A 20085-nucleotide genomic window follows, 5' to 3' on the forward strand; every position below is an offset into this window, starting at 1 on the left:
CGACACCGACAGGCGATCCACGACGCGCTTCAGCCGGGGTTATTTCGGTGACCCGAAGGGTTTCCGGACAGCAGTGCAGCAGAAGGGGCCCAACGGGCCCCTTTTCACTTCTGCTTGAACAACTCGTCCATCGCCTTCTGCTCGTCCGAGGCCGACGGCATCGGCTCCGGTACCGGCATGGCGCCGGCGTCGGGCGTCGGGCCCGGCTGCAGGTTGGGCGGGGGCGCGAACGGGTCCACCGGCGGGCCGAAGTTCGGCATCTCGATGGGCATCTCGATCTTCACCTTGTCGAGGTCGATGTTCAGCGCCTTGTCGTGCGCCACGATCTGCGGGAAGGCGATGATCAGGCTCACCATGACGACCTGGATGATCACGAAGGGCACGGCGCCCCAGTAGATCTGCATCGTCGAGATCGGCGCCACCGGCTTGTGCGTGACCTTGTCGATGTACTCCTTGTCCGGCGCGACGCTGCGCAGGTAGAACAGCGCGAAGCCGAAGGGCGGGTGCATGAACGAGGTCTGCATGTTCACGCCCAGCAGCACGCCGAACCAGATCAGGTCGATCCCCAGCTTCTCCGCCACGGGCGCCAGCAGCGGCACCACGATGAAGGACAGCTCGAAGAAGTCCAGGAAGAAGGCCAGGAAGAAGATCAGGATGTTCACCACGATCAGGAAGCCCGTCGGGCCGCCCGGCACGCTGGTGAGCAGGTGCTCCACCCAGCGCGGGCCGTCCACCCCCTGGAAGGTCAGGCTGAACACCGTGGAGCCGATCAGGATGAAGACCACGAAGGACGACAGCTTGGTCGTGGTGGTCAGCGCCTGCTTCAGCAGCGAGAACGACAGGCGCCGGCGCGCGACCGCCATGACGAAGGCGCCCAGCGCCCCCATGGCGCCGCCTTCGGTGGGCGTGGCGATGCCCAGGAAGATCGTGCCCAGCACCAGGAAGATCAGCAGCAGCGGCGGGATCAGCACGAAGGTCACGCGCTCGGCCATCCGCGACAGCAGGCCCATGCGGGTGACGTTGTTGACCACGGCGACCAGGAAGGCCAGCAGCACGCCGGCGCACAGCGAGACGACGATGGTCTCGTCGGTCGGCACCGAGGTGACTTCCGTGCCCTTCCACCAGCTGACGACGTTCGCCCAGTGCTCGCCCAGCGTGACGGCCGCGATGACGGAGATCACCGTCAGCACGAACAGCGAGGTCAGGCCGGCCTTGCCGTTGTCCTCGCGGATCGTGCGCGCCTCCAGCGGCAGGGCCGGGGCCCAGGACGGCTTGAAGATCGCGCAGCCGATGACGTAGGCCGCATAGATGCCCATGAGCATGAAGCCGGGGATGAAGGCGCCCTTGTACATGTCGCCGACGCTGCGACCGAGCTGGTCGGCCAGGACGATCAGCACCAGCGAGGGCGGGATGATCTGCGCCAGCGTGCCCGAGGCGGCGATCACGCCGGTGGCCAGGCGCCGGTCGTAGCCGTAGCGCAGCATGATGGGCAGCGAGATCAGGCCCATCGAGATCACCGAGGCGGCGACCACGCCGGTGGTGGCGGCCAGCAGCGCGCCGACGAACACCACGGCCAGGGCCAGGCCGCCGCGCACCGGGCCGAACAGCTGCCCGATGGTGTCCAGCAGGTCCTCGGCCATGCCGCTGCGCTCCAGGATCAGGCCCATGAGCGTGAAGAAGGGGACGGCCAGCAGCGTGTCGTTCTGCATGATGCCGAAGATCCGCAGCGGCAGCGCCTGCAGCAGCGACTCGGGCAGCACGCCCATCTCGATGCCGATGAAGCCGAAGAACAGGCCGCAGGCGCCGAGGCTGAAGGCCACCGGGAATCCGAACAGCAGGAAGCAGATCAGGCCCACGAACATGATCGGGGCGAGGTTTTGGGCGATGAACTGGGTCATGGCGTGCTCCGCGTCAGGCCTTGCCGGCGCGTTCGGCCTGGCGGCGGATCTCCTCGGCCAGCTCCTCCTCGGCGCTGCGCATCTGCACCTTCTCGGTCGGGTCCGGGATCAGCCCGCGCAGGAAGGCGATGCGCTTGACCAGCTCCGAGAGGCCCTGCAGGAGCAGGAGCACGAAGCCGATGGGCATCATCAGGTACACCGGCCAGCGGATCAGGCCGCCGGCGTTGTTGGACATCTCGCCCGAGTGGAAGCCTTGCAGGAAGAAGGGGATGGCGAAGTACAGGATCACCAGGCACATGGGCGTGAGGAAGAAGGCGAAGCCGATCACGTCGATCCAGATGCGCTTGCGCTTGGACAGCCGGCTGGACACCACGTCGATCCGGACGTGCTCGCCGTGCAGCAGCGTGAAGCCCGACGCGAGCAGGAAGGCCGCCGCGAACAGGTACCACTGCACCTCGAGGTAGGCGTTGGAACTGGTGTTGAAGGCCTTGCGCACCATCGCGTTGACGCCGCTGATGACGGTGGAGCCGAGGATCAGCCAGATCACCCACCTGCCCACCTGTGCGTTCAGCCAGTCGATGGCGCTCGAGAGCCTGAGTAGGAAGCGCATGCTTGTTTTCTCCGTCTTCGGGGCCGAGCAAAACCCGTGATTGTCCGCTAGAGTTGGATATAAGAAGGAAATTCTAAGATCCTTCGTCATGAACGCCACATCCCCCAGCATCGACACGCCCGACATGCGCCGCGCGAGCCGCGAGCAGCTGTCGCTGGCCCTGATGGACGCGCGCAACTACACGCTGCAGCTGCTCGCGCGCCTGGAGCAGGGCCTGGGCCCCGCGCTGCGCGTGCCGCCTTCCGACGAAACGGTGCCGCCGCTGTGGCTCGCGGGGCACGTGGCCTGGGTCGCGGAGTACTGGATCGGCCGCAACCCGCAGCGCGGGCTCGGTCCCCGCTGCCCCGCGGACGGCGTGCGGCTCGCCTCCGTGGAGCCCGAGGCGGACCAGTGGTTCGACCCGGGGCTCGCGCCGCACGCGGCGCGCTGGTCGCTGCCGCTGCCCGGCGCGGAGGCGATCCGCGCCTACCTGCTGGACACGGTCGAAACGACGCTGGAGCTGCTGGAGCACGCGCCCGACGAGGACGACGCGCTGTACTTCTTCCGCATGGCGCTGTTCCACGAGGACCTCCGCGGCGAGGAACTGGTGACGATCGCCCAGACCGTGGGCGCGCCCCTGGGGCTGGTGCTGCCGCAGGGCGCGGCGCTGCGGGAGCCGCTGCTGCTGCCGGCGGCGCGCTGGCACCTGGGCTGGTCGGACGATGCGAGCTTCGCGCTGGACATCGAGCGCGGGCACGAGCCGGTGCAGGTGCCGGAGTTCGAGATCGACGCGCAGCCCGTCGCCTGGTCGCAGTACGTGGAGTTCATCGCCGACGGCGGCTACGACCGGCCCGAGCTGTGGGACCCGCGCGGCTGGGACTGGCTGCAGCGCCAGTCGGCCGAAGGCCGCCGCGGCCCGCGGCACGTGGAGCAGATCGGCGTGGCCAGCGGCGCGGTGCTGCAATCGGTGTTCGGCAAGCCTACGCGCATGGGCGCGACGCAGCCCGTGATGCACGCGAGCTGGTGGGAAGCCGACGCCTGGGCGCGCTGGGCGGGCCGCCGCCTGCCGACCGAAGCCGAATGGGAGATCGCGGCGCTGCAGGCGGGGCGGCGCGGCTTCCGCTGGGGCGACGTGCGCGAATGGACCGCCGGCACGCTGCGCCCCTTCGCCGGCTTCCGCGCGGATGCGTGGGCGCCGCAGGCGGAGCTGGATGCGCAGGCCTTGTTCGGCACGGCCCGCGTGCTGCGCGGCGCCTCCTTCGCCAGCCGCTCGCGCATGCGGCATCCAAGGGCGCGGGCGTGGGCGGTGGCGGAGCGGGATGATGGGTTTTTCGGGTTCCGCACTTGCGCGATTTGAAGACGGTGGGGTTCGCTGCGCTCACCGCCCGCGGCCGCAGCCGCGCCACCCTACGGGAAGAGCTGGGGTTCGCTTCGCTCACCACCAGCCTACGAGGGCGGAGGGTTCCCGTAGGCTGGTGGTGAGCCGCAGGCGAACCCCAGCAAACTATCCTGGTCGTAGGGTGGCGGTGAGCGGAGCGAACCCCACCGAACTCACCGCTTCGGCGGCAACTTCCACCAGGGCAACTGCGCCTTGAGACTTAACACCTCGCCGCTGCGCCACGGCGCATACCCCGCCAGCGCCGCCAGTTCCCGCTGCCACCCCTGCGCCTGCAACATCTTCCGCAGCGTCGCGATCGGCGGTTCGTCCAGCGCGTCCTTCAGGCACACGAGGTAGTACCGCTCCTGCAGCAGCGGCACGAAGCCCAGCCCCCGCGCCCGCGCCGCCGCCTCGATCCCCAGGGCCGCGTCGGCGCTGCCCGATGCCACCGCCTGCGCCACCGCCGCGTGCGAGGGCTCCTCGCGGTCGTAGCCGGGGAGGTCCGAAGCCGCGATGCCTTCGCGCTCCAGGAGCTCGTCGCACAGCAGCCGCGTGCCGCTGCCCGGGCGCCGGTTGACGAAGCGCGCCTGGCGCCGCACGAGGTCGGCGAAGGACCGCAGGCGCATGGGATTGCCCTCGGCCACCATCAGGCCCTGGCTGCGTTCGGCGAAGCCGATCAGCTTGTGCCGGCCCGGCTGCAGCAGCGGCTGGTAGGCCCGCTGCGTCTGGCTGCCCAGGCCCGGCTGCTCCGAGCTGTGGAAGCCCGCCAGCGTGCAGCGGCCGGCGTTGAGCGCCGCGATGGCGTCCACGCTGCCGCAGAAGCGCACGTCCAGGTGCAGCTGCGCCTCCCGCGCCGCGTAGCCGCGCAGCAGCGTCAGGCCGTCGTCGTGGCTGGCGAACAGCGTGAGCACCTGCGCCGCCTCGTCGAAGGCGACGGCGAAGGCGCGCTCCAGCTCCGCCTGCAGCGCCTCGATCTGCGGCGCGAGCCGCGCCTGCGCCTGGCGCTCGGCCCACAGCAGCTTCTCGCCCAGGGGCGCGAGGCGCGCGCGCTGGCCTTTCTCCCAGACCAGCAGAGGGTGGCCCAGCTTCACTTCCCAGCGCCGCAGCTCGCCCCAGACATGCCGGTAGGAGAAGCCCAGCACCTTGGCCGCCCCGGAGATCGAGCCCTGTTCCTGGACGGCGTGCAGCAGGTCCACCAGCGCGTTGCGCACCCAGCCGTCGTGCCGGCGCGGTGCGAAGTCGTAGGAGAGCTCGACGTGGCGCATGCGGCGAGTATGGAGCACGTCGTGCCGGACACCGCGCCTTCGGGATGGCGGCCGCGTCCTACACCGCAAAGGGGGCAGATTCGCGACAGTAGGGCCCCCCGCGGAGCCACCATGACCGAGACCCACATCACCATCAGCGAAGAAACCGACAGCGAGCGCGCCGGGCGCGCGCTCGGAGCAGCCATCCGCCAGGCCTTCCGCGGCACCGCGGCCGACGCCGTGGCCGTGTTCGCTTCCGCGCAGCACGATTACGCCGCCCTGCTGGCGGGGCTGGCCGAGGAGGCCGGCACGGAGACGATCGTCGGCGCATCCTCGGCCGGCGAGTTCACCCAGAGGAGCCGCCGGGAAGGCAGTGTCTGCGCCATGGGCCTGCGCTCGGACAGCATGCTGTTCTCCGTCGGCCTGGGCAAGGGCGTCAGCGGCGACGCCCGCACCGCGGCGGCGCAGGTCGTGCAGGGGTTCCGCGGCGTCGAAGGCGCGTCCCTGCCGTATCGCAGCGCGCTCGTGATGACGGACGCGCTCGCCGGCCACACCGATCCGCTGGTGGAGGAGCTGACGCTGCGCACCGCCGGCAACTACACGTTCTTCGGCGGCGGCGCGGGCGACGACGGCCGCTTCCAGCAGACCCACGTGTTCGCCGGCCGCACCCCGCACACGGATGCCGTCGTGGCGCTGGAAATCCTGTCGGCCCGGCCGGTGGGCGTCGGTGTCGCGCACGGCTGGGAGCCCGCGGGCCCGGGCATGCGCGTCACGGAGTCCGTGGGCAACCGCCTCGTGGGCCTCAACGGAAGTCCGGCCGTGCATGCCTTCCAGGAGCACGCCGAGCGCGCCGGACAGCGCTTGAACCTGAAGGATCCCCTGCCTTATTTCCTGCACAACGTGATCGGGATCCGCAGCGGCGAGGCGTACCGGCTGCGGGTGCCGCTCAGCGTGGAAGACGACGGTGCGATCCTGTGCGCGGCGGCAGTGCCCGAGGGCGCGGTGGTCCACATCATGAAGTCCTCGGCGTCTTCGGCGGCCCTGGCCGCGCGCCAGGCGACCGGCGAGGCATTGCGCGGGCTGGCCGGCGCCGCACCGGCCGCGGCCTTCGTGTTCGACTGCGTCGCCACCCGGCTGCGCCTCGGACCCGAATTCGAAACCGAGCTCGATGGCTGCGCCCGCCTGCTCGCCCCCGCCGGCTTCGTCGGCTGCAACACCTACGGGCAGATCGCCCGCGCGGAAGGCCAGTTCAACGGCTTCCACAACTGCACGGCCGTCGTGTGCGTCCTGCCGGAGTGAGCGCGGGGGCACCTCGCGCCGAACCCCTGCTGCACGCGCTGGCGAGCCCCGGCGAGCGGGCGAGTGCCGCGCAGGCACTGGCCGAGGCCCTCGGGGTCGCCGCGGTCCTGCTGTACGTGAAGGACCCGCAGCTCGACGTCATGCTGCCCGCTTGCGGGATGCCCAAGACGCTTGCCGGCGGGCCCCGCTGGCGCGAGTTCCTGCGCCGCTGCCTCGTCGCGTCCGAGCCGGCCGGCACCGTGGACCTGGGGCCGGGGGAGGAGGTCGCCGCGCAGGCCATCGTGCGCGGCGGCGCCGCGCTGGTCCTCCTCGGCGGGCCGCCGGACGCCGGGCTGCTGGCGCAAGTCGAGCGGGAGCTGCCGCTGCTGTCCGCCGTGCTGGTGGCGCAGGAAGCACTGCGCCTCGAGCGCGCCGAAGCCATGGAAGCGCGCGGCGCCGCCGCGCAGGCGCACGAGCTCGCACGGGCGCTGGACCGCGCGCGCGCGGCCTCGGCGGAACTGAACCTGCAGCTGCGACAGGAGCACGAGCGCAAGGACGAATTCCTCGCGATGCTGTCGCACGAGCTGCGCAATCCGCTGGCGCCGCTGGTCCACTCCGTGGAACTGCTGCGCTTCGGCGATCTCGAGCGCGCGGTCACCATGCGCCAGCTGGACGTCATGACGCGCCAGCTGCAGCAGCTCACGCGGCTGGTGGACGACCTGCTGGACGTCTCGCGCGTGAGCCGCGGCTTGATCGCGCTGAGGCGCGAGCAGGTGCTGCTGCAGGACGTCCTGGACGATGCGGTCCAGGCGGCGCTTCCGCTGCTGGAGGAGCGCCGCCACGCGCTGGTGCGCACGCCGGCGCGGCCGGTGCAGGTGAGCGCGGACCGGGTCCGGCTGACCCAGGTCTTCGCGAACCTCCTCGAGAATGCCGCCCGGTACACGGACCCGGGCGGCCGCATCACCCTGTCGATCGTGCCTGACCAGCACCGGGTCTCGGTCGTGGTGCAGGACACCGGCATCGGGATCCCGCAGGACATGCTGGCGCGCGTGTTCGACATGTTCACCCGGGTCGCGCCACGGCAGGACCATCGGGTGGGCGGGCTGGGCATCGGCCTCACGCTGGTGCGCCGGCTGGTGGAACTGCATGGCGGCCGCGCCTCGGCCTACAGCCGCGGCCCCGGGCAAGGCAGCACCTTCACCATCAGCCTGCCGCTCCTGCACGTCGTCCACGGCACCCGCGCGCCGGGAGCGGCACCCGCCCCGGCCCCGCCGGCCGGCCCCATCCTCGCGCAGGGCGCGCGGCCGCGGGTGCTGGTCGTCGACGACAACAAGGACGCCGCCGAAACCATCGCCGCATTGATCGGACGCCTCGGTGCCGACGTGCGCATCGCCCACGACGGCCCGCGGGCCACGGAAATGGCGCCGGCCTTCGAGCCGCACCTGGTCCTGCTCGACATCGGCCTGCCGGGCATGGACGGATACGAAACGGCGCGCCGCCTGCGCCAGGCCGCCGGGCTGGAGGCGCGGCTCGTGGCGCTCACCGGCTATGGTTCCCCGCAGGATCGCGAGCGGGCGCTCGCCGCCGGTTTCGAAGAGCACCTGGTCAAGCCGCTCACGCTGGCCGCGATCGAGGAACTCCTGCGCAAGGTCGTGGCTATGCACGCGCCTTCATAGCTCGCAACACCCGAGGGCGCGCCCGCGCGCGAGCGCATAGGATCGCCCGCCATGAACACCTTCCAGGAGAGCTTCGCGCGCGCCCTGCGGCTGGTGGCGGACGCGGACCCCCTCCTGTATTCCATCGTCGGCCGCTCGGTCTCCGTGAGCGCCACGGCCACGGTGATCGGCTGCGTGCTGGGCCTCGTGCTGGGCGGCTGGCTGGCCGTCGCGCGCTTTCCCGCGCGCGGGGCGCTGATCACGGTGCTCAACACCTTCCTCGCGGTGCCCTCGGTGGTGGTGGGCCTGGTCGTCTACCTGCTGCTTTCCCGCTCGGGGCCCTTCGGCTTCCTGGGCTGGCTGTTCTCCTTTCCCGCCATGGTCGTGGCCCAGGTGCTGCTGGTCCTGCCCGTGTGCACCGTGCTCACGCGCCAGGTCGTGGAGGACGCCGACCGCGCCAACGGCGAGCAACTGCAGTCGCTGGGCGCCGGCGGCGCCTTGCGCAGCCTGCTGCTCGCCTTCGACGAGCGCTACGCGCTGCTCACGGTGCTGCTCACCTGCTTCGGCCGCGCGATCTCGGAAGTGGGCGCGGTGATGATCGTTGGCGGCAACATCGAAGGCTTCACGCGGGTGATGACCACGGCCATCGCGCTGGAAACGAGCAAGGGCGACCTGCCCCTGGCCCTGGCGCTGGGCCTGCTGCTGCTGGGGATCGTGCTGGTGCTGAACGCGGCGATCGCGCTCGTCGCGCGGTGGCGCGGCGCGCATGCGGAGGGTGTGGTGCTCGCGGGAGCCACGGGATGAGCGGCTGGGTGCAACTGAAGGGTGTGGACCTGCGTTTCGGATCGGTCGCGGCGCTGCGCGGGATCGACCTGCGCATCGCCGCCGGCGAGCGCGTCGCCCTGATCGGCGCCAACGGCAGCGGCAAGAGCACGCTGCTGCGGGTGCTGCATGGGCTGCTGAAACCGGGCGCCGGCTCGGTGCTGCGCGACGGCGGCATGCGCCAGGCCATGCTGTTCCAGCGGCCGTTCGCGCTGCGCCTGTCCGCCGCCACCAACGTGGCGCTGGGGCCCTGGCTGCTCGGCACCTCCTGGCGCGAGGCCAGGGAGCAGGCGCTGCAGGCGCTGGCTCGCGTCGGCCTCGCCTCGGTGGCGCTGCGCAACGCGCGCACGCTCTCGGGCGGGCAGCTGCAGCGCATGGCGCTGGCGCGCGCCTGGGCGCTGCGGCCGCACGTGCTGCTGCTCGACGAGCCCACGGCCAGCCTGGACCCGCACGCCAAGCGCGAGGTCGAGGCGCTGATGGAGGAGTTCGCCGACGCCGGCATGACGCTGGTGTTCGCCAGCCACAACCTCGGCCAGGTCAAGCGCCTGGCCACGCGCGTGGTCTACATGGAGCAGGGCCGCATCCTCGCGGACCTGCCCGTGCAGGCCTTCTTCCAGGGCCCGCTCGGGGAAACCTCGCGCGAGGCCGCGCTGTTCGTCAAGGGAGAACTGGGATGAAGTTCCGCCACCGGCTCTGCATGGGCCTGCTCGCGTTGGCCGGCGCCGCCGGCGCCTTCGCGCAATCCATCGTGATGGCGTCCACCACGTCCACGGAGCAGTCCGGCCTGTTCGGGCACCTGCTGCCCGCCTTCAAGGCCGCGACCGGCATCGACGTGAAGGTCGTGGCCGTGGGCACCGGCCAGGCGATCGACATGGCCAGGCGCGGCGACGCCGACGTGCTGTTCGTGCACGACCAGGTGGCGGAGGAGAAGTTCGTCGGCGAGGGTTATGCGGAGAAGCGCTACCCGGTCATGTACAACGACTTCGTGCTGGTGGGCCCCAGGGCCGATCCGGCCGGCGTGGCCGGCAAGGACATCGTCGCGGCGCTGAAGAAGCTCGCGGTGCACGACGCGCAGTTCATCTCGCGCGGCGACAAGAGCGGCACCAACGCGGCGGAGCTGCGCTACTGGAAGCTGGCCGGCGGCGACAAGGGCAGCGGCTACAGGGAATGCGGCTGCGGCATGGGCCCGGCGCTGAACATCGCGTCTTCGGCCAACGCCTACGCGATCACCGACCGCGGCACGTGGCTGAACTTCCACAACCGCGGCGAGCTGAAGGTGCTGGTGGAGGGCGACAGGCGCCTGTTCAACCAGTACGGCGTGATGGTGGTGAGCCCGAAGAAGTTTCCGCACGTGAAGGCGGCGGAGGCGCAGAAGTTCGTGGACTGGGTGATCTCGCCGGCGGGGCAGGGGGCGATCGCGGCGTACAGGATCGGGGGGGAGCAGTTGTTCTTCCCGAACGCGAACCAATGACGGCGAATTTGTCATCCCGGGCTTGACCCGGGATCCATGGCGGCGTGGCACCACGCATGCAGTGGATTGCGGGTCAAGCCCGCAATGACATGGAGGGGCCGCGCCGCAACACGTCAGGAGACGAGCGCGGCCGACTTGATCTGCGCCCAGACGCTGGCGCCCTCGGACAGCTCGAGCGCATGAACGGCGCGCGCCGTCACCCGCGCGAGCAGCAAGGCGTCGCCGCAGGCCAGCTGCACGAGCGCCTGCGAGGGGTGGGCGCCCGGCGCGATGGCGCGCACGGTGCAGGGCAGGGCGTTCTGGATGCTGCTGCGTTCCGGCGCTGACGCCGCCAGGCTGACGTCGCGGGCGAGCACGCGCACGCGCACCGCCTGGCCCTCGGAGAGCCCCGCATCCGCCAGCCACAGGGCGCCGCCGGCGAAACGGACCTGCGCGAGGTGCCAGCGCGCGTCGCGCTCGGCCACCGTGCCGTGCAGCAGCACGCCGGCTTCCTCGCCCGGCACGGCCGGCAGGTCGGTCCGCGCCAGCGTTTCCGCCAGCGGCCCGGAGGCGCGCACCCGGCCTTCCTCCAGCAGCACGAGGTGATCCGCGAGGCGGGCGACCTCGTCGCCCGAGTGCGTGACGTACAGCATGGGGATGCGCAGCTCGTCGCGCAGGCGCTCCAGCCAGGGCAGGATCTCGCGCTTGCGCTGCTGGTCGAGGGCGGCCAGCGGCTCGTCCAGCAGCAGGATGCGCGGCTGCGTCGCCAGCGCGCGGGCGATCGCGACGCGCTGGCGCTCGCCGCCCGAGAGCTCGTGGGGGCGGCGGTGCAGCAGCGCCTCGATGCCGAGCAGGCGCAACAGGTCGTCGAGCGGCGCCGCGCTGCGCGCATGCCGCTGGCCGAAGCGCAGGTTGCCCTGCACGTCCAGGTGGTCGAACAGGCTCGCTTCCTGGAACACGTAGCCGAGCGGCCGCCGGTGCGTGGGCAGGTGCACGCCGCGCTCGCCGTCGGCCCAGGTCTCGCCGGCGACGACGATGCGCGCCTGCTGCGGCCGCTCCAGGCCGGCCACGCAGCGCAGCAGCGTCGTCTTGCCCGAGCCGGAGGGCCCGAAGATCGCGCTGATGCCGCGCGCGGGCAACAGCAGGTCCACGTCCAGCACGAAGCTGCCGCGCGGCAGCCGCATGCGCAGCGCGATCGTCTCCGCGCTCATCCGACCACCCGCGTGCTGCGGCGGTTCAGGCGGGCCAGCGCCAGCAGCACCACGAAGGAGAAGACCACCATGCCGGCGGACAGCGCGTGCGCCTGCGTGTATTCCAGCGCCTCGACGTGCCCGTAGATCTGCGTCGAGACGACGCGGGTGCGCTCGGGAATGTTGCCGCCGATCATCAGCACCACGCCGAACTCGCCGACGGTGTGGGCGAAGCTGAGGACGGCCGCCTGCACGATGCCGGCGCGCGCGAGCGGCAGCACCACCTCGAAGAAGGTGGCGAGCGGGCCGGCGCGCAGGGTCGCCGCCACTTCCAGCGGCCGCCGGCCGACGGCCTCGAACGCATTGGCGAGCGGCTGCACGGCGAAGGGCAGCGAGTAGAGGATGGACCCGAGCAGCAGGCCGCCGAAGGTGAAGGGCAGCAGCCCGAGGCCCAGGGCCTGCGTCAGCTGCCCGCCCCAGCCGAGCGGCCCGAACACGACGAGCAGGTAGAAGCCCAGCACCGTGGGGGGCAGCACCAGCGGCAGCGCCACGAGCGCGGCGACCGGCGCCCGCCAGCGCGAATGCGTGCGCGCGAGCCACCACGCGAGCGGTGTCGCGAGCAGCAGCAGGAGCACGGTAGTGGCCAGCGCCAGCCGGAAGGTGAGCCAGATCGCCTGCAGGTCGCCGGGGCTGAACGGCATCGCCATCAGGCGGCGTAGCCCGCGCGGCGCAGGATGGCGCGCGCCGCATCGCCGCGCAGCCAGGCGAGGAAGGCGGTGGCGGCGGGATTGCCCGCCCCGTGCCGCAGCAGCACGGCGTCCTGCTTCAGCGGCGGGTGCAGGGTCTCCGGCACGATCCAGCGCGAGCCCTTGGCGGCCATCAGCTGCGAAAGCGCCACGAAGCCGAGGGTGGCATTGCCCGTGGCGACGTACTGGTAGGCCTGCGCGATGTTCTCGCCCTGCACCAGTTGCGGCTCCCAGGCGGCGAGCACGCCGAGCTTCTGCAGCGTCGCGATCGCCGCGGCGCCGTAGGGCGCGAGCCGCGGATCGGCGATGGCCAGCTTGCCGCGCGGTGCGCGGCGCAGGATCGCGCCCTCGTCGTCGACCACGCCCGCCTGCGCGCTCCACAGCACCAGCCGCCCCGTCGCATAGGTGAAGCGCGAGTCCGCGACCGCCAGCCCCTCGGCCTCCATCCGGCGCGGCGTCTCCTCGTCGGCCGCCAGCAGCACCTCGAAGGGCGCGCCGTTGCGCACCTGCGCGTAGAACTTGCCGGTGGAAGCGAGCGCGACGACGGCCTGGTGGCCGGTGGCGCGCCGGAAGGCCGACGCGAGCTGCTGGATGGCGGGGCCCAGGTTCGCGGCGGCCGCGACCTGCACCTCGCCGGCGTGGGCGGCGATGGCGGCGAAGAGCGCGAGGCCGAGGAGAAGACGGCGCAGGATCACTTGCCCTTCTGCGCCAGCTTCCGGTACACCGTCGCGCGGCTGATGCCCAGCGCCCGCGCGGCTTCCATGACGTTGCCGCGCGCCTCGTGCACCGCCTGGCGGATCAGCGCGATCTCGACGTCCCGCAGCGGCGGGCGCGGCTGCGCGCCGGCGTGCGCTTCGCCGGCCGGCTGCACCAGGCAGGCGAGGTGCAGCCCGGACCACAGGGGCAGGTCCACCGGCACCTGGTCCTGCCGCCGCGCCCGGTCGAACAGCGGCTCCCAGGGCTGCGCGAACAGTTCGCTGCAATGCACCGGCGCCTGCGCGGCGTGCGCCAGGCCGGAGAGCATCTGGCGCGCCGCGCTGTTGCTGCCGGTCACCCAGCCGTCGGCATCCAGGCAGAGCAGGGCGTCGTCATCGTCGCCGAGCAGGCGGCCGGGCCAGTTCAATCGCAGCACCAGCCGGTGCGGCCGGGTCAACGCGAGCGCGTTCTCGATGCTGCGCGCCGCCTGCGCGACGAGGTGCTTCAGCTCGGGCCGCTCCGCGGTGTCGATGCCGGTCAGGTCCAGCATGCCGACGCAGCGCCCGTCCGGGCCGAACAACGGCGCGCCCGCGCAGCTGTAGCAGCCGGTGTCGTCGAAGAAGTGCTCGCCGCGATGCAGCCAGACCGGCTGCAGCTCCGCCAGCGCCGCGCCGATCGCGGTGGTGCCGACGCTGCGTTCCGAGAGATCCACGCCGACCCGCGTGATCAGAGAGGCGCGCCGGTCGCCGCGGTCGATGGGGCCGTGCGCGTCGACCACCACGCCGTCCTCGTTGGTGAGGATCGCGAAGTAGCGCGTGCTCGCGATCGCATGGCCCAGCTGCTGCAGCACCGGCCGGGCCGCGCCCACCAGCACGTGGTTGGCCTCGGCCGTGCGCCGCATGTGCTGCTCGGGCACGAGGTCGAAGGCCACGCGTTCCTGCGGTCGCCGGCCGCTTTCCAGGCAGCGGCGCCAGGAGCGCTCGATCCATGCGCCCTCGTACCAGTGGGAGACCAGCACATCCGTGAGCGAACGCCCCTCCTCCATCACGGCCCGGCGGGCCTGCGCGATCTGCAGCAGGCGATCCTGCGCGGCGGTGGCGGCGGCGAAGCTCATGCCTGCATTGTTCCATTTTGAGAATTTCCCGCCAGTGGCCGCGCCACCTAGGGTTTCGCCTAGGGAGGTGCGCGGGGACGAATTCAACAATGACCCTCCCCCGACCCACTCACGGAGAGGCACGACATGCTGGTATCACTCAAGGTCAACGGGAAGGCGGCGAGCGTCGACGTCGCGCCCAACACGCTGCTGGTCACCGCGCTGCGCGAACACCTGAAACTGACGGGCACCCACGTCGGCTGCGACACGGCCCAGTGCGGTGCGTGCACGGTCATGGTGAACGGCCGCGCCATCAAGTCCTGCAACACGCTCGCCGTCCAGCACCCCGGCGCCGAGATCACCACCATCGAAGGGCTGGCCGCGGCCGACGGCACGATGCACCCCATGCAGGCGGCCTTCAAGGAATGCCACGGCCTGCAATGCGGCTTCTGCACGCCCGGCATGGTCATGAGCGCGGTCGACCTGTGCCAGCGCATGCCGAACGCGAGCGAGCAGCAGATCCGGGAACAGCTCGACGGGAACCTGTGCCGCTGCACGGGCTACCAGAACATCGTCAAGGCCGTGCAGCAGGGCGCTGCCGCGATGGCCGCCAAGCCGTGAGGAGAACGCCATGGGTGCCAACGACACTTTCGCGAAGCTGCCGCACATCGGCGAGGCCGTCCGCCGCAAGGAGGACTACCGCTTCCTGACCGGCAACGGCCAGTACACCGACGACATCAACCTGGCGAACCAGCGCTACGCGGTGTTCGTGCGCTCGCCGCACGCGCACGCGACGATCCGCCGCATCGACACGTCCCGCGCCGAGGCCATGCCGGGCGTGGCGCGCATCTTCACCGGCCAGGACATCGCGGGCAAGGTCAACGGCCTGCCCTGCGGCTGGCTGATCACCAGCACCGACGGCACGCCCATGAAGGAGCCGCCGCATCCCGTGCTGGCGCAGGACAAGGTGCGCTACGTCGGCGACCACGTCGCCATGGTCGTGGCCGACACCGTGGAGCAGGCGCGCAACGCGGCCGAGGCCGTGGAGGTCGAGTACGACGTGCTGCCGGCCGTGGTGGACGTGCGCGATGCCGCCCATGCGACGGCCCTGCACGACATCGCGCCGGACAACCGCTGCTACAAGTGGGCGATCGGCGACAAGGCGGCGGTGGACGCGGTGTTCGCCAAGGCGGCGCACGTCACGAAGCTGGACCTCACCAACAACCGCCTGGTGCCCAACCCGATCGAGCCGCGCAGCGCCATCGGCGCCTACAGCCGCGCGACCGACGAGTACACGCTCTACGTCGCCAACCAGAACCCGCACGTCGAGCGGCTGCTGATGACGGCCTTCGTCCTGGGCCTGCCCGAGCACAAGGTGCGCGTGATCGCGCCCGACGTGGGCGGCGGCTTCGGCTCCAAGATCTACCTGTACGCCGAGGACGTGGCGCTCACCTGGGCCGCGAAGCAGCTCAATTGCGCGATCAAGTGGACGGCCGAGCGCAGCGAAGCCTTCCTGTGCGACGCGCACGGCCGCGACCATGTCACCCACGCCGAGATGGCGCTGGACAGCCAGGGCAAGTTCCTGGCCCTGCGCGTGCACACCGACGCGAACCTGGGCGCGTACCTCTCGACCTTCGCGACGGCGGTGCCGACCATCCTGTACGCCACGCTGCTGGCCGGCCAGTACACGACGCCGCAGATCTACGTGGAGGTGGACGCCTGGTTCACCAACACGGCGCCGGTCGACGCGTACCGGGGGGCGGGGCGCCCCGAAGCCACCTACCTGCTGGAGCGGCTGGTCACGCGCTGCGCCTGGGAGCTGGGCATCCCGCAGGACGAGATCCGCGAGCGCAACTTCATCAGCAAGTTCCCGTACCAGACGCCCGTCGCGCTGCAGTACGACACCGGTGACTACCACGGCGCCCTCTTCAAGGCGAACGCGCTGGCCGACGTGAAGGGCTTCGAGCAGCGCCGCAAGGCGAGCGAGGCCAAGGGGCTCAAGCGCGGCATCGGCTACAGCAGCTACATCGAGGCCTGCGGCATCGCGCCCTCCAACATCGCCGGCGCGCTGGGCGCCCGGGCCGGCCTGTTCGAGTGCGGCGAGGTCCGCGTGCACCCGACCGGCAGCGTCACGGTGTTCACCGGCGCCCACAGCCATGGCCAGGGCCACGAGACCACCTTCGCGCAGGTCGTCGCGGCGCGCCTGGGCATCCCGGTGGAGAACGTCGACGTGGTGCACGGCGACACCGGCCGCATCCCCTTCGGCATGGGCACCTACGGCTCGCGCTCCATCTCGGTCGGCGGCGCCGCGATCATGCGGGCGCTCGACAAGATCGAGACCAAGGCCAAGAAGATCGCCGCGCACCTGATGGAGTCCGGCGAGGGCGACGTCGAGTTCAGCGACGGCGAGTTCCGCATCAAGGGCACCGACAAGAAGGTGACCTTCGGGCAGGTGGCGCTGACGGCCTACGTGCCGCACAACTACCCGCTGGACAAGCTGGAGCCCGGGCTGAACGAGACGGCCTTCTACGACCCGACCAACTTCACCTTCCCGGCCGGCACCTACATCTGCGAGGTGGAAGTCGACCCGGCCACCGGCCAGGTGCGGGTGGACCGCTTCACGGCGGTGGACGACTTCGGCACCATCATCAACCCGATGATCGTCGAGGGCCAGGTGCACGGCGGCGTCGTGCAGGGCCTGGGCCAGGCGCTGCTGGAGCAGTGCGTGTACGACAAGGAAAGCGGGCAGCTGCTGACCGGCTCGTTCATGGACTATGCGATGCCGCGCGCCGACGACTTCCCGAAGTTCACGCTCGACACCGTCTGCACGCCCTGCACGCACAACCCGCTGGGCACCAAGGGCTGCGGCGAGGCCGGCGCCATCGGCTCGCCGCCGGCGGTGATGAACGCCGTGCTCGACGCGCTCAAGGACCTGGGCGTGAAGGACCTCGACATGCCCGCCACGCCCAGCCGCGTGTGGCAGGCGATCCAGGCTGCGAAGGCCTGAAGGAGACGAACCATGTATGCATTCACCTTCGAACGTCCTTCCTCCCTGGCCGACGCGCAGCGCGCGGCGCAGGCCGGCGGCGCCCGCGTGCTGGCCGGCGGCCAGACGCTGCTGGCGTCGATGAAGCTGCGGCTCGCCAATCCCGAGACGCTGGTCGACCTGGGCGCGATCGCCGAGCTGGCGGGCATCCGCCGCGAGGGCAACGCGCTCGTGATCGGCGCCATGACGCGCCATGCCGACGTGGCGGCCAGCGCGGACGTGAAGTCCGCGATCCCCGCGCTGGCGGAACTGGCCGGCGGCATCGGCGACCGGCAGGTGCGCGCGCTGGGCACCATCGGCGGCTCGCTCGCGAACAACGACCCGGCGGCCTGCTATCCGGCGGGCGTGCTGGCCATGAACGGCACGATCCAGACCACCAGGCGCAAGATCGCGGCGGACGACTTCTTCCAGGGCCTGTTCGCCACGGCGCTGGAAGAGGGCGAGCTGATCACGGCGGTGAGCATCCCGATCCCGAAGCGCGCGGCCTACGTGAAGTTCAAGCAGCCGGCCTCGCGCTTCGCGCTGATCGGCGTGTGCGTCGCGCAGACCGACGGCGGCGTGCGCGTGGCGGTCACGGGCGGCGGCAACGGCGTGTTCCGGCACCAGGGGCTGGAGCAGGCGCTCACCAAGAGCTTCACGCCGGAGGCGGCGGCCACGGTGAAGATCGATCCGGGCGAGCTGTCCAGCGACCTGCACGGGAGCGCGGAGTACCGGGCCAACCTGGTGTCGGTGCTGACGCAGCGGGCGGTGGCGAAGGCCTCCTGACTTCCTCCCTCCCTCCTGCTCCCTCTCCCCTGCGGGGAGAGGGTTGGGGTGAGGGGCAGGCGCGCCCCGACCCTCACCCCCGCCCTCTCCCGCAAGCGGGAGAGGGAGTTGGCTTGAGGGGGACAATACCGACATGACCTTCCCCTCCATCGACGCCCTCCAGGCCGCCCTCCAGTCCGCCGGCTACTTCGCCGAGCGCCGGCTCGCCACGGCGGTGTTCCTGGCCCTCAAGCTGCAGCGGCCGCTGCTGCTCGAAGGCGAGCCGGGCGTCGGCAAGACGGAGCTGGCGAAGGCGCTCGCCGTCGCCCTGCAGCGCGCGCTGCTGCGGCTGCAGTGCTACGACGGGCTGGAGCTGCGCGAAGCGCTCTACGAATGGAACTACGCGGCGCAGCTGCTGCACATGCGCGCCGCCGAAGGCAAGGAGAGCGCCGACCAGATCGAGCGCGAGGTCTACCAGGACCGCTACCTGATCCGCCGCCCGCTGCTGCAGGCGCTGCAGGCGCCCGAGCCCGGCGCCGTGCTGCTGATCGACGAGGTCGACCGGGCCGACGAACCCTTCGAGGCCTTCCTGCTGGAATACCTCGGCGAGTACCAGGTGAGCATCCCCGAGATCGGCACCATCCGCGCGCAGGCGACGCCGGTCACCATCCTCACCAGCAACCGCACCCGCGAGCTGAACGACGCGGTGAAGCGCCGCTGCCTGTACCACTGGCTGGACTACCCGGAGCGCGAGCGCGAACTGGCCATCGTCCGCGCCCGCGTGCCGGAGGCCGGCGACGCCCTGTCGAAGCAGGTCGCGGAGTTCGTCGGCCGGCTGCGCAGCCAACCCTTCGCCAACGCCTTCCAGCGCGCGCCCGGCATCGCCGAAAGCGTGGAATGGGCCAAGGCGCTGGTGGCGCTGGACACGCTGGCGCTGGACCCCGAGGTCGTCACCGACACCGCGGGCATCCTGTTCAAGCAGCGCGAGGACGTGAACGCCCTCACGCACGACATGGCCGCCGACCTGCTCAAGCCCGAGGCCGAGGCGGCCTGAAGGGCCCCGCCATGGCTACCTTGGGGGACGCCCGCAGCGGCAAGCTGGCCGACAACATCGCCGGCTTCGGCCGCGCGTTGCGCCGTGCCGGCCTGCGCGTGGACAGCGCCCGCATCGCGCTGGCGCAGGAAGCCGCGCGACTGGTCGGCGTGCACAGCAAGGACGACCTGGGCGCCGCGATGGAGGCTGTGCTGGTCAGCCGCGAGCCCGAGCGCGCCGTGTTCCGCGAGCTGTTCGAGGCCTACTTCCGCGACCCGGAGCTCGCGCACAAGCTGCTGGCGCAGATGCTGCCCACCGCGCAGGGCCAGCGCGAGCCCGGCAAGCGCCGGCCGCGGGTGAGCGAGGCGCTGGCGCCGCAGAAGCGCTTCGGCGACGCGCAGCGCAAGCCGGACAAGGAAATCGAGTTCGACGCCGCCATGACGGCCAGCGAGCTGGCGCGCCTGAAGCACGCCGACTTCAACGCGCTCACCGCCAGCGAGTTCCACCTGGTCGAGCGCCTCGCGCGCGACATCGCACTGCCGGTGCCGCAGCTGCAGATGCGCCGCATGCGCCCCGGCATGCAGGGCCCGCGCCTGCACTGGGCGCGCTCGCTGCGCCACGCCGCGCACACCGGCGGCGAGCTGCTGGTGCTGCGCCGCATGCAGCGCCGGCGCGAACCGCTGCCGCTGCTGGTGCTGGTCGACATCTCCGGGTCGATGGAGCGCTACGCGCGCCTGCTGCTCGCCTTCCTGCACGCGGCCACGCGCGAGCACCGGCGGCGCGACGTGTTCGCCTTCGGCACGCACCTGACGGACCTCACGCCCGCCTTCCGGATCGGTGACACCGACGCCATGCTGGCCGCGGCCAGCGCCGCCATCGACGACTACGCGGGCGGCACGCGCCTGGGCGCGTCGCTGGCGACGCTGCGGCAGCGGCATGCGCGCCGGCTGGTGGGACGGCGCAGCCTCGTGCTCATCATCAGCGACGGCCTGGACACCGGCGAGCCGGAGGACCTGGCGCGCGAGCTCGACTGGCTGACGCATCGCTGTCGCCGGCTCCTGTGGCTCAACCCGCTGCTGCGCTATGAGGGCTATGCTCCCCTGGCGCGCGGCGCGGCCGTGCTGCACCGCCACGCGCATGCGATGCTCGCGGTGCACAACATCGCGAAGCTGCAGGACCTGGCCGCCAGCCTCGCGGCCCTGCTCGACCGCTAGAACGAGAAA

The 20085-nt window shown here is 71.6% G+C and carries 18 protein-coding genes; 11 read left to right on the top strand and 7 right to left on the bottom strand.

Features of this window, described 5'->3' with window-relative positions:
• Nucleotides 1-104 precede the first annotated feature (104 nt).
• Both ACY0MJ_RS06230 and ACY0MJ_RS06235 read right to left on the bottom strand, forming a co-directional pair.
• Nucleotides 105-1898 (bottom strand): TRAP transporter large permease, encoded by a 1794-nt coding sequence (locus tag ACY0MJ_RS06230; RefSeq protein WP_462637478.1) that lies wholly within the window; start codon nucleotides 1896-1898, stop codon nucleotides 105-107.
• Nucleotides 1899-1911: 13 nt separating this feature from the next.
• Nucleotides 1912-2508, bottom strand: a complete 597-nt coding sequence (locus tag ACY0MJ_RS06235) for a TRAP transporter small permease subunit (RefSeq protein WP_462637480.1) — start codon at nucleotides 2506-2508, stop codon at nucleotides 1912-1914.
• A gap of 88 nt (nucleotides 2509-2596) precedes the next feature.
• Here ACY0MJ_RS06235 and ACY0MJ_RS06240 point away from each other — a divergent pair, with 88 nt between their 5' ends.
• Nucleotides 2597-3844, top strand: coding sequence for an SUMF1/EgtB/PvdO family nonheme iron enzyme (locus ACY0MJ_RS06240; protein WP_462637481.1), 1248 nt, complete (start codon nucleotides 2597-2599; stop codon nucleotides 3842-3844).
• A 194-nt stretch (nucleotides 3845-4038) separates the two neighbouring features.
• Here ACY0MJ_RS06240 and ACY0MJ_RS06245 read toward each other — a convergent pair whose 3' ends face one another.
• Nucleotides 4039-5130 carry a substrate-binding domain-containing protein gene (locus tag ACY0MJ_RS06245; protein WP_462637482.1) on the bottom strand — a complete coding sequence of 364 codons (1092 nt, stop codon included), beginning with the start codon at nucleotides 5128-5130 and terminating at the stop codon, nucleotides 4039-4041.
• 111 nt (nucleotides 5131-5241) lie between these two features.
• On the opposite strand from ACY0MJ_RS06245, the gene ACY0MJ_RS06250 reads away from it, so the two are divergent.
• The 5 genes from ACY0MJ_RS06250 to ACY0MJ_RS06270 are packed head-to-tail and all read left to right on the top strand — an operon-like array spanning nucleotide 5242 to nucleotide 10335.
• Nucleotides 5242-6408 (top strand): FIST signal transduction protein, encoded by a 1167-nt coding sequence (locus ACY0MJ_RS06250; protein ID WP_462637483.1) that lies wholly within the window; start codon nucleotides 5242-5244, stop codon nucleotides 6406-6408.
• Nucleotides 6405-8063, top strand: coding sequence for a hybrid sensor histidine kinase/response regulator (locus tag ACY0MJ_RS06255; RefSeq protein ID WP_462637484.1), 1659 nt, complete (start codon nucleotides 6405-6407; stop codon nucleotides 8061-8063). Before ACY0MJ_RS06250 ends, ACY0MJ_RS06255 begins: the two co-directional genes overlap by 4 nt.
• Before the next feature lie 51 nt (nucleotides 8064-8114).
• Nucleotides 8115-8846 carry an ABC transporter permease gene (locus ACY0MJ_RS06260; protein WP_462637485.1) on the top strand — a complete coding sequence of 244 codons (732 nt, stop codon included), beginning with the start codon at nucleotides 8115-8117 and terminating at the stop codon, nucleotides 8844-8846.
• Nucleotides 8843-9541 carry an ABC transporter ATP-binding protein gene (locus tag ACY0MJ_RS06265; protein WP_462637486.1) on the top strand — a complete coding sequence of 233 codons (699 nt, stop codon included), beginning with the start codon at nucleotides 8843-8845 and terminating at the stop codon, nucleotides 9539-9541. The genes ACY0MJ_RS06260 and ACY0MJ_RS06265 overlap by 4 nt, the downstream gene beginning before the upstream one ends.
• Nucleotides 9538-10335: an ABC transporter substrate-binding protein gene (locus tag ACY0MJ_RS06270; protein WP_462637487.1), complete on the top strand. Its 798-nt coding sequence runs from the start codon at nucleotides 9538-9540 to the stop codon at nucleotides 10333-10335. The genes ACY0MJ_RS06265 and ACY0MJ_RS06270 overlap by 4 nt, the downstream gene beginning before the upstream one ends.
• 113 nt (nucleotides 10336-10448) lie before the next feature.
• Here ACY0MJ_RS06270 and modC read toward each other — a convergent pair whose 3' ends face one another.
• The 4 genes from modC to ACY0MJ_RS06290 are packed head-to-tail and all read right to left on the bottom strand — an operon-like array spanning nucleotide 10449 to nucleotide 14060.
• Entirely contained in the window at nucleotides 10449-11525 is a 1077-nt protein-coding gene (gene modC, locus ACY0MJ_RS06275; RefSeq protein ID WP_462637488.1) for a molybdenum ABC transporter ATP-binding protein, read from the bottom strand.
• Nucleotides 11522-12205 carry a molybdate ABC transporter permease subunit gene (gene modB, locus ACY0MJ_RS06280; RefSeq protein WP_462637797.1) on the bottom strand — a complete coding sequence of 228 codons (684 nt, stop codon included), beginning with the start codon at nucleotides 12203-12205 and terminating at the stop codon, nucleotides 11522-11524. Before modB ends, modC begins: the two co-directional genes overlap by 4 nt.
• A gap of 5 nt (nucleotides 12206-12210) precedes the next feature.
• Nucleotides 12211-12945, bottom strand: coding sequence for a molybdate ABC transporter substrate-binding protein (gene modA, locus ACY0MJ_RS06285; protein ID WP_462637489.1), 735 nt, complete (start codon nucleotides 12943-12945; stop codon nucleotides 12211-12213).
• Complete coding sequence (locus ACY0MJ_RS06290) at nucleotides 12942-14060, bottom strand: helix-turn-helix domain-containing protein (protein WP_462637490.1); 1119 nt, start codon at nucleotides 14058-14060, stop codon at nucleotides 12942-12944. Before ACY0MJ_RS06290 ends, modA begins: the two co-directional genes overlap by 4 nt.
• Before the next feature lie 126 nt (nucleotides 14061-14186).
• On the opposite strand from ACY0MJ_RS06290, the gene ACY0MJ_RS06295 reads away from it, so the two are divergent.
• The 5 genes from ACY0MJ_RS06295 (at nucleotide 14187) to ACY0MJ_RS06315 (ending at nucleotide 20076) form a co-directional block, all read left to right on the top strand.
• A complete protein-coding gene (locus ACY0MJ_RS06295) occupies nucleotides 14187-14660 on the top strand; it encodes a (2Fe-2S)-binding protein (RefSeq protein ID WP_462637491.1) in 474 nt (157 codons plus the stop codon).
• A 10-nt stretch (nucleotides 14661-14670) separates the two neighbouring features.
• Nucleotides 14671-17046 (top strand): xanthine dehydrogenase family protein molybdopterin-binding subunit, encoded by a 2376-nt coding sequence (locus ACY0MJ_RS06300; protein WP_462637492.1) that lies wholly within the window; start codon nucleotides 14671-14673, stop codon nucleotides 17044-17046.
• 12 nt (nucleotides 17047-17058) lie between these two features.
• A complete protein-coding gene (locus ACY0MJ_RS06305; RefSeq protein ID WP_462637493.1) occupies nucleotides 17059-17850 on the top strand; it encodes an FAD binding domain-containing protein in 792 nt (263 codons plus the stop codon).
• A gap of 133 nt (nucleotides 17851-17983) precedes the next feature.
• On the top strand, nucleotides 17984-18883 hold the full coding sequence (locus tag ACY0MJ_RS06310) for an AAA family ATPase (protein ID WP_462637494.1): 900 nt from the start codon (nucleotides 17984-17986) through the stop codon (nucleotides 18881-18883).
• An 11-nt stretch (nucleotides 18884-18894) separates the two neighbouring features.
• Complete coding sequence (locus ACY0MJ_RS06315; RefSeq protein ID WP_462637495.1) at nucleotides 18895-20076, top strand: vWA domain-containing protein; 1182 nt, start codon at nucleotides 18895-18897, stop codon at nucleotides 20074-20076.
• The last annotated feature ends 9 nt before the right edge of the window (nucleotides 20077-20085 follow it).

The organism is Ramlibacter sp. bp-362 (genome assembly GCF_054956735.1).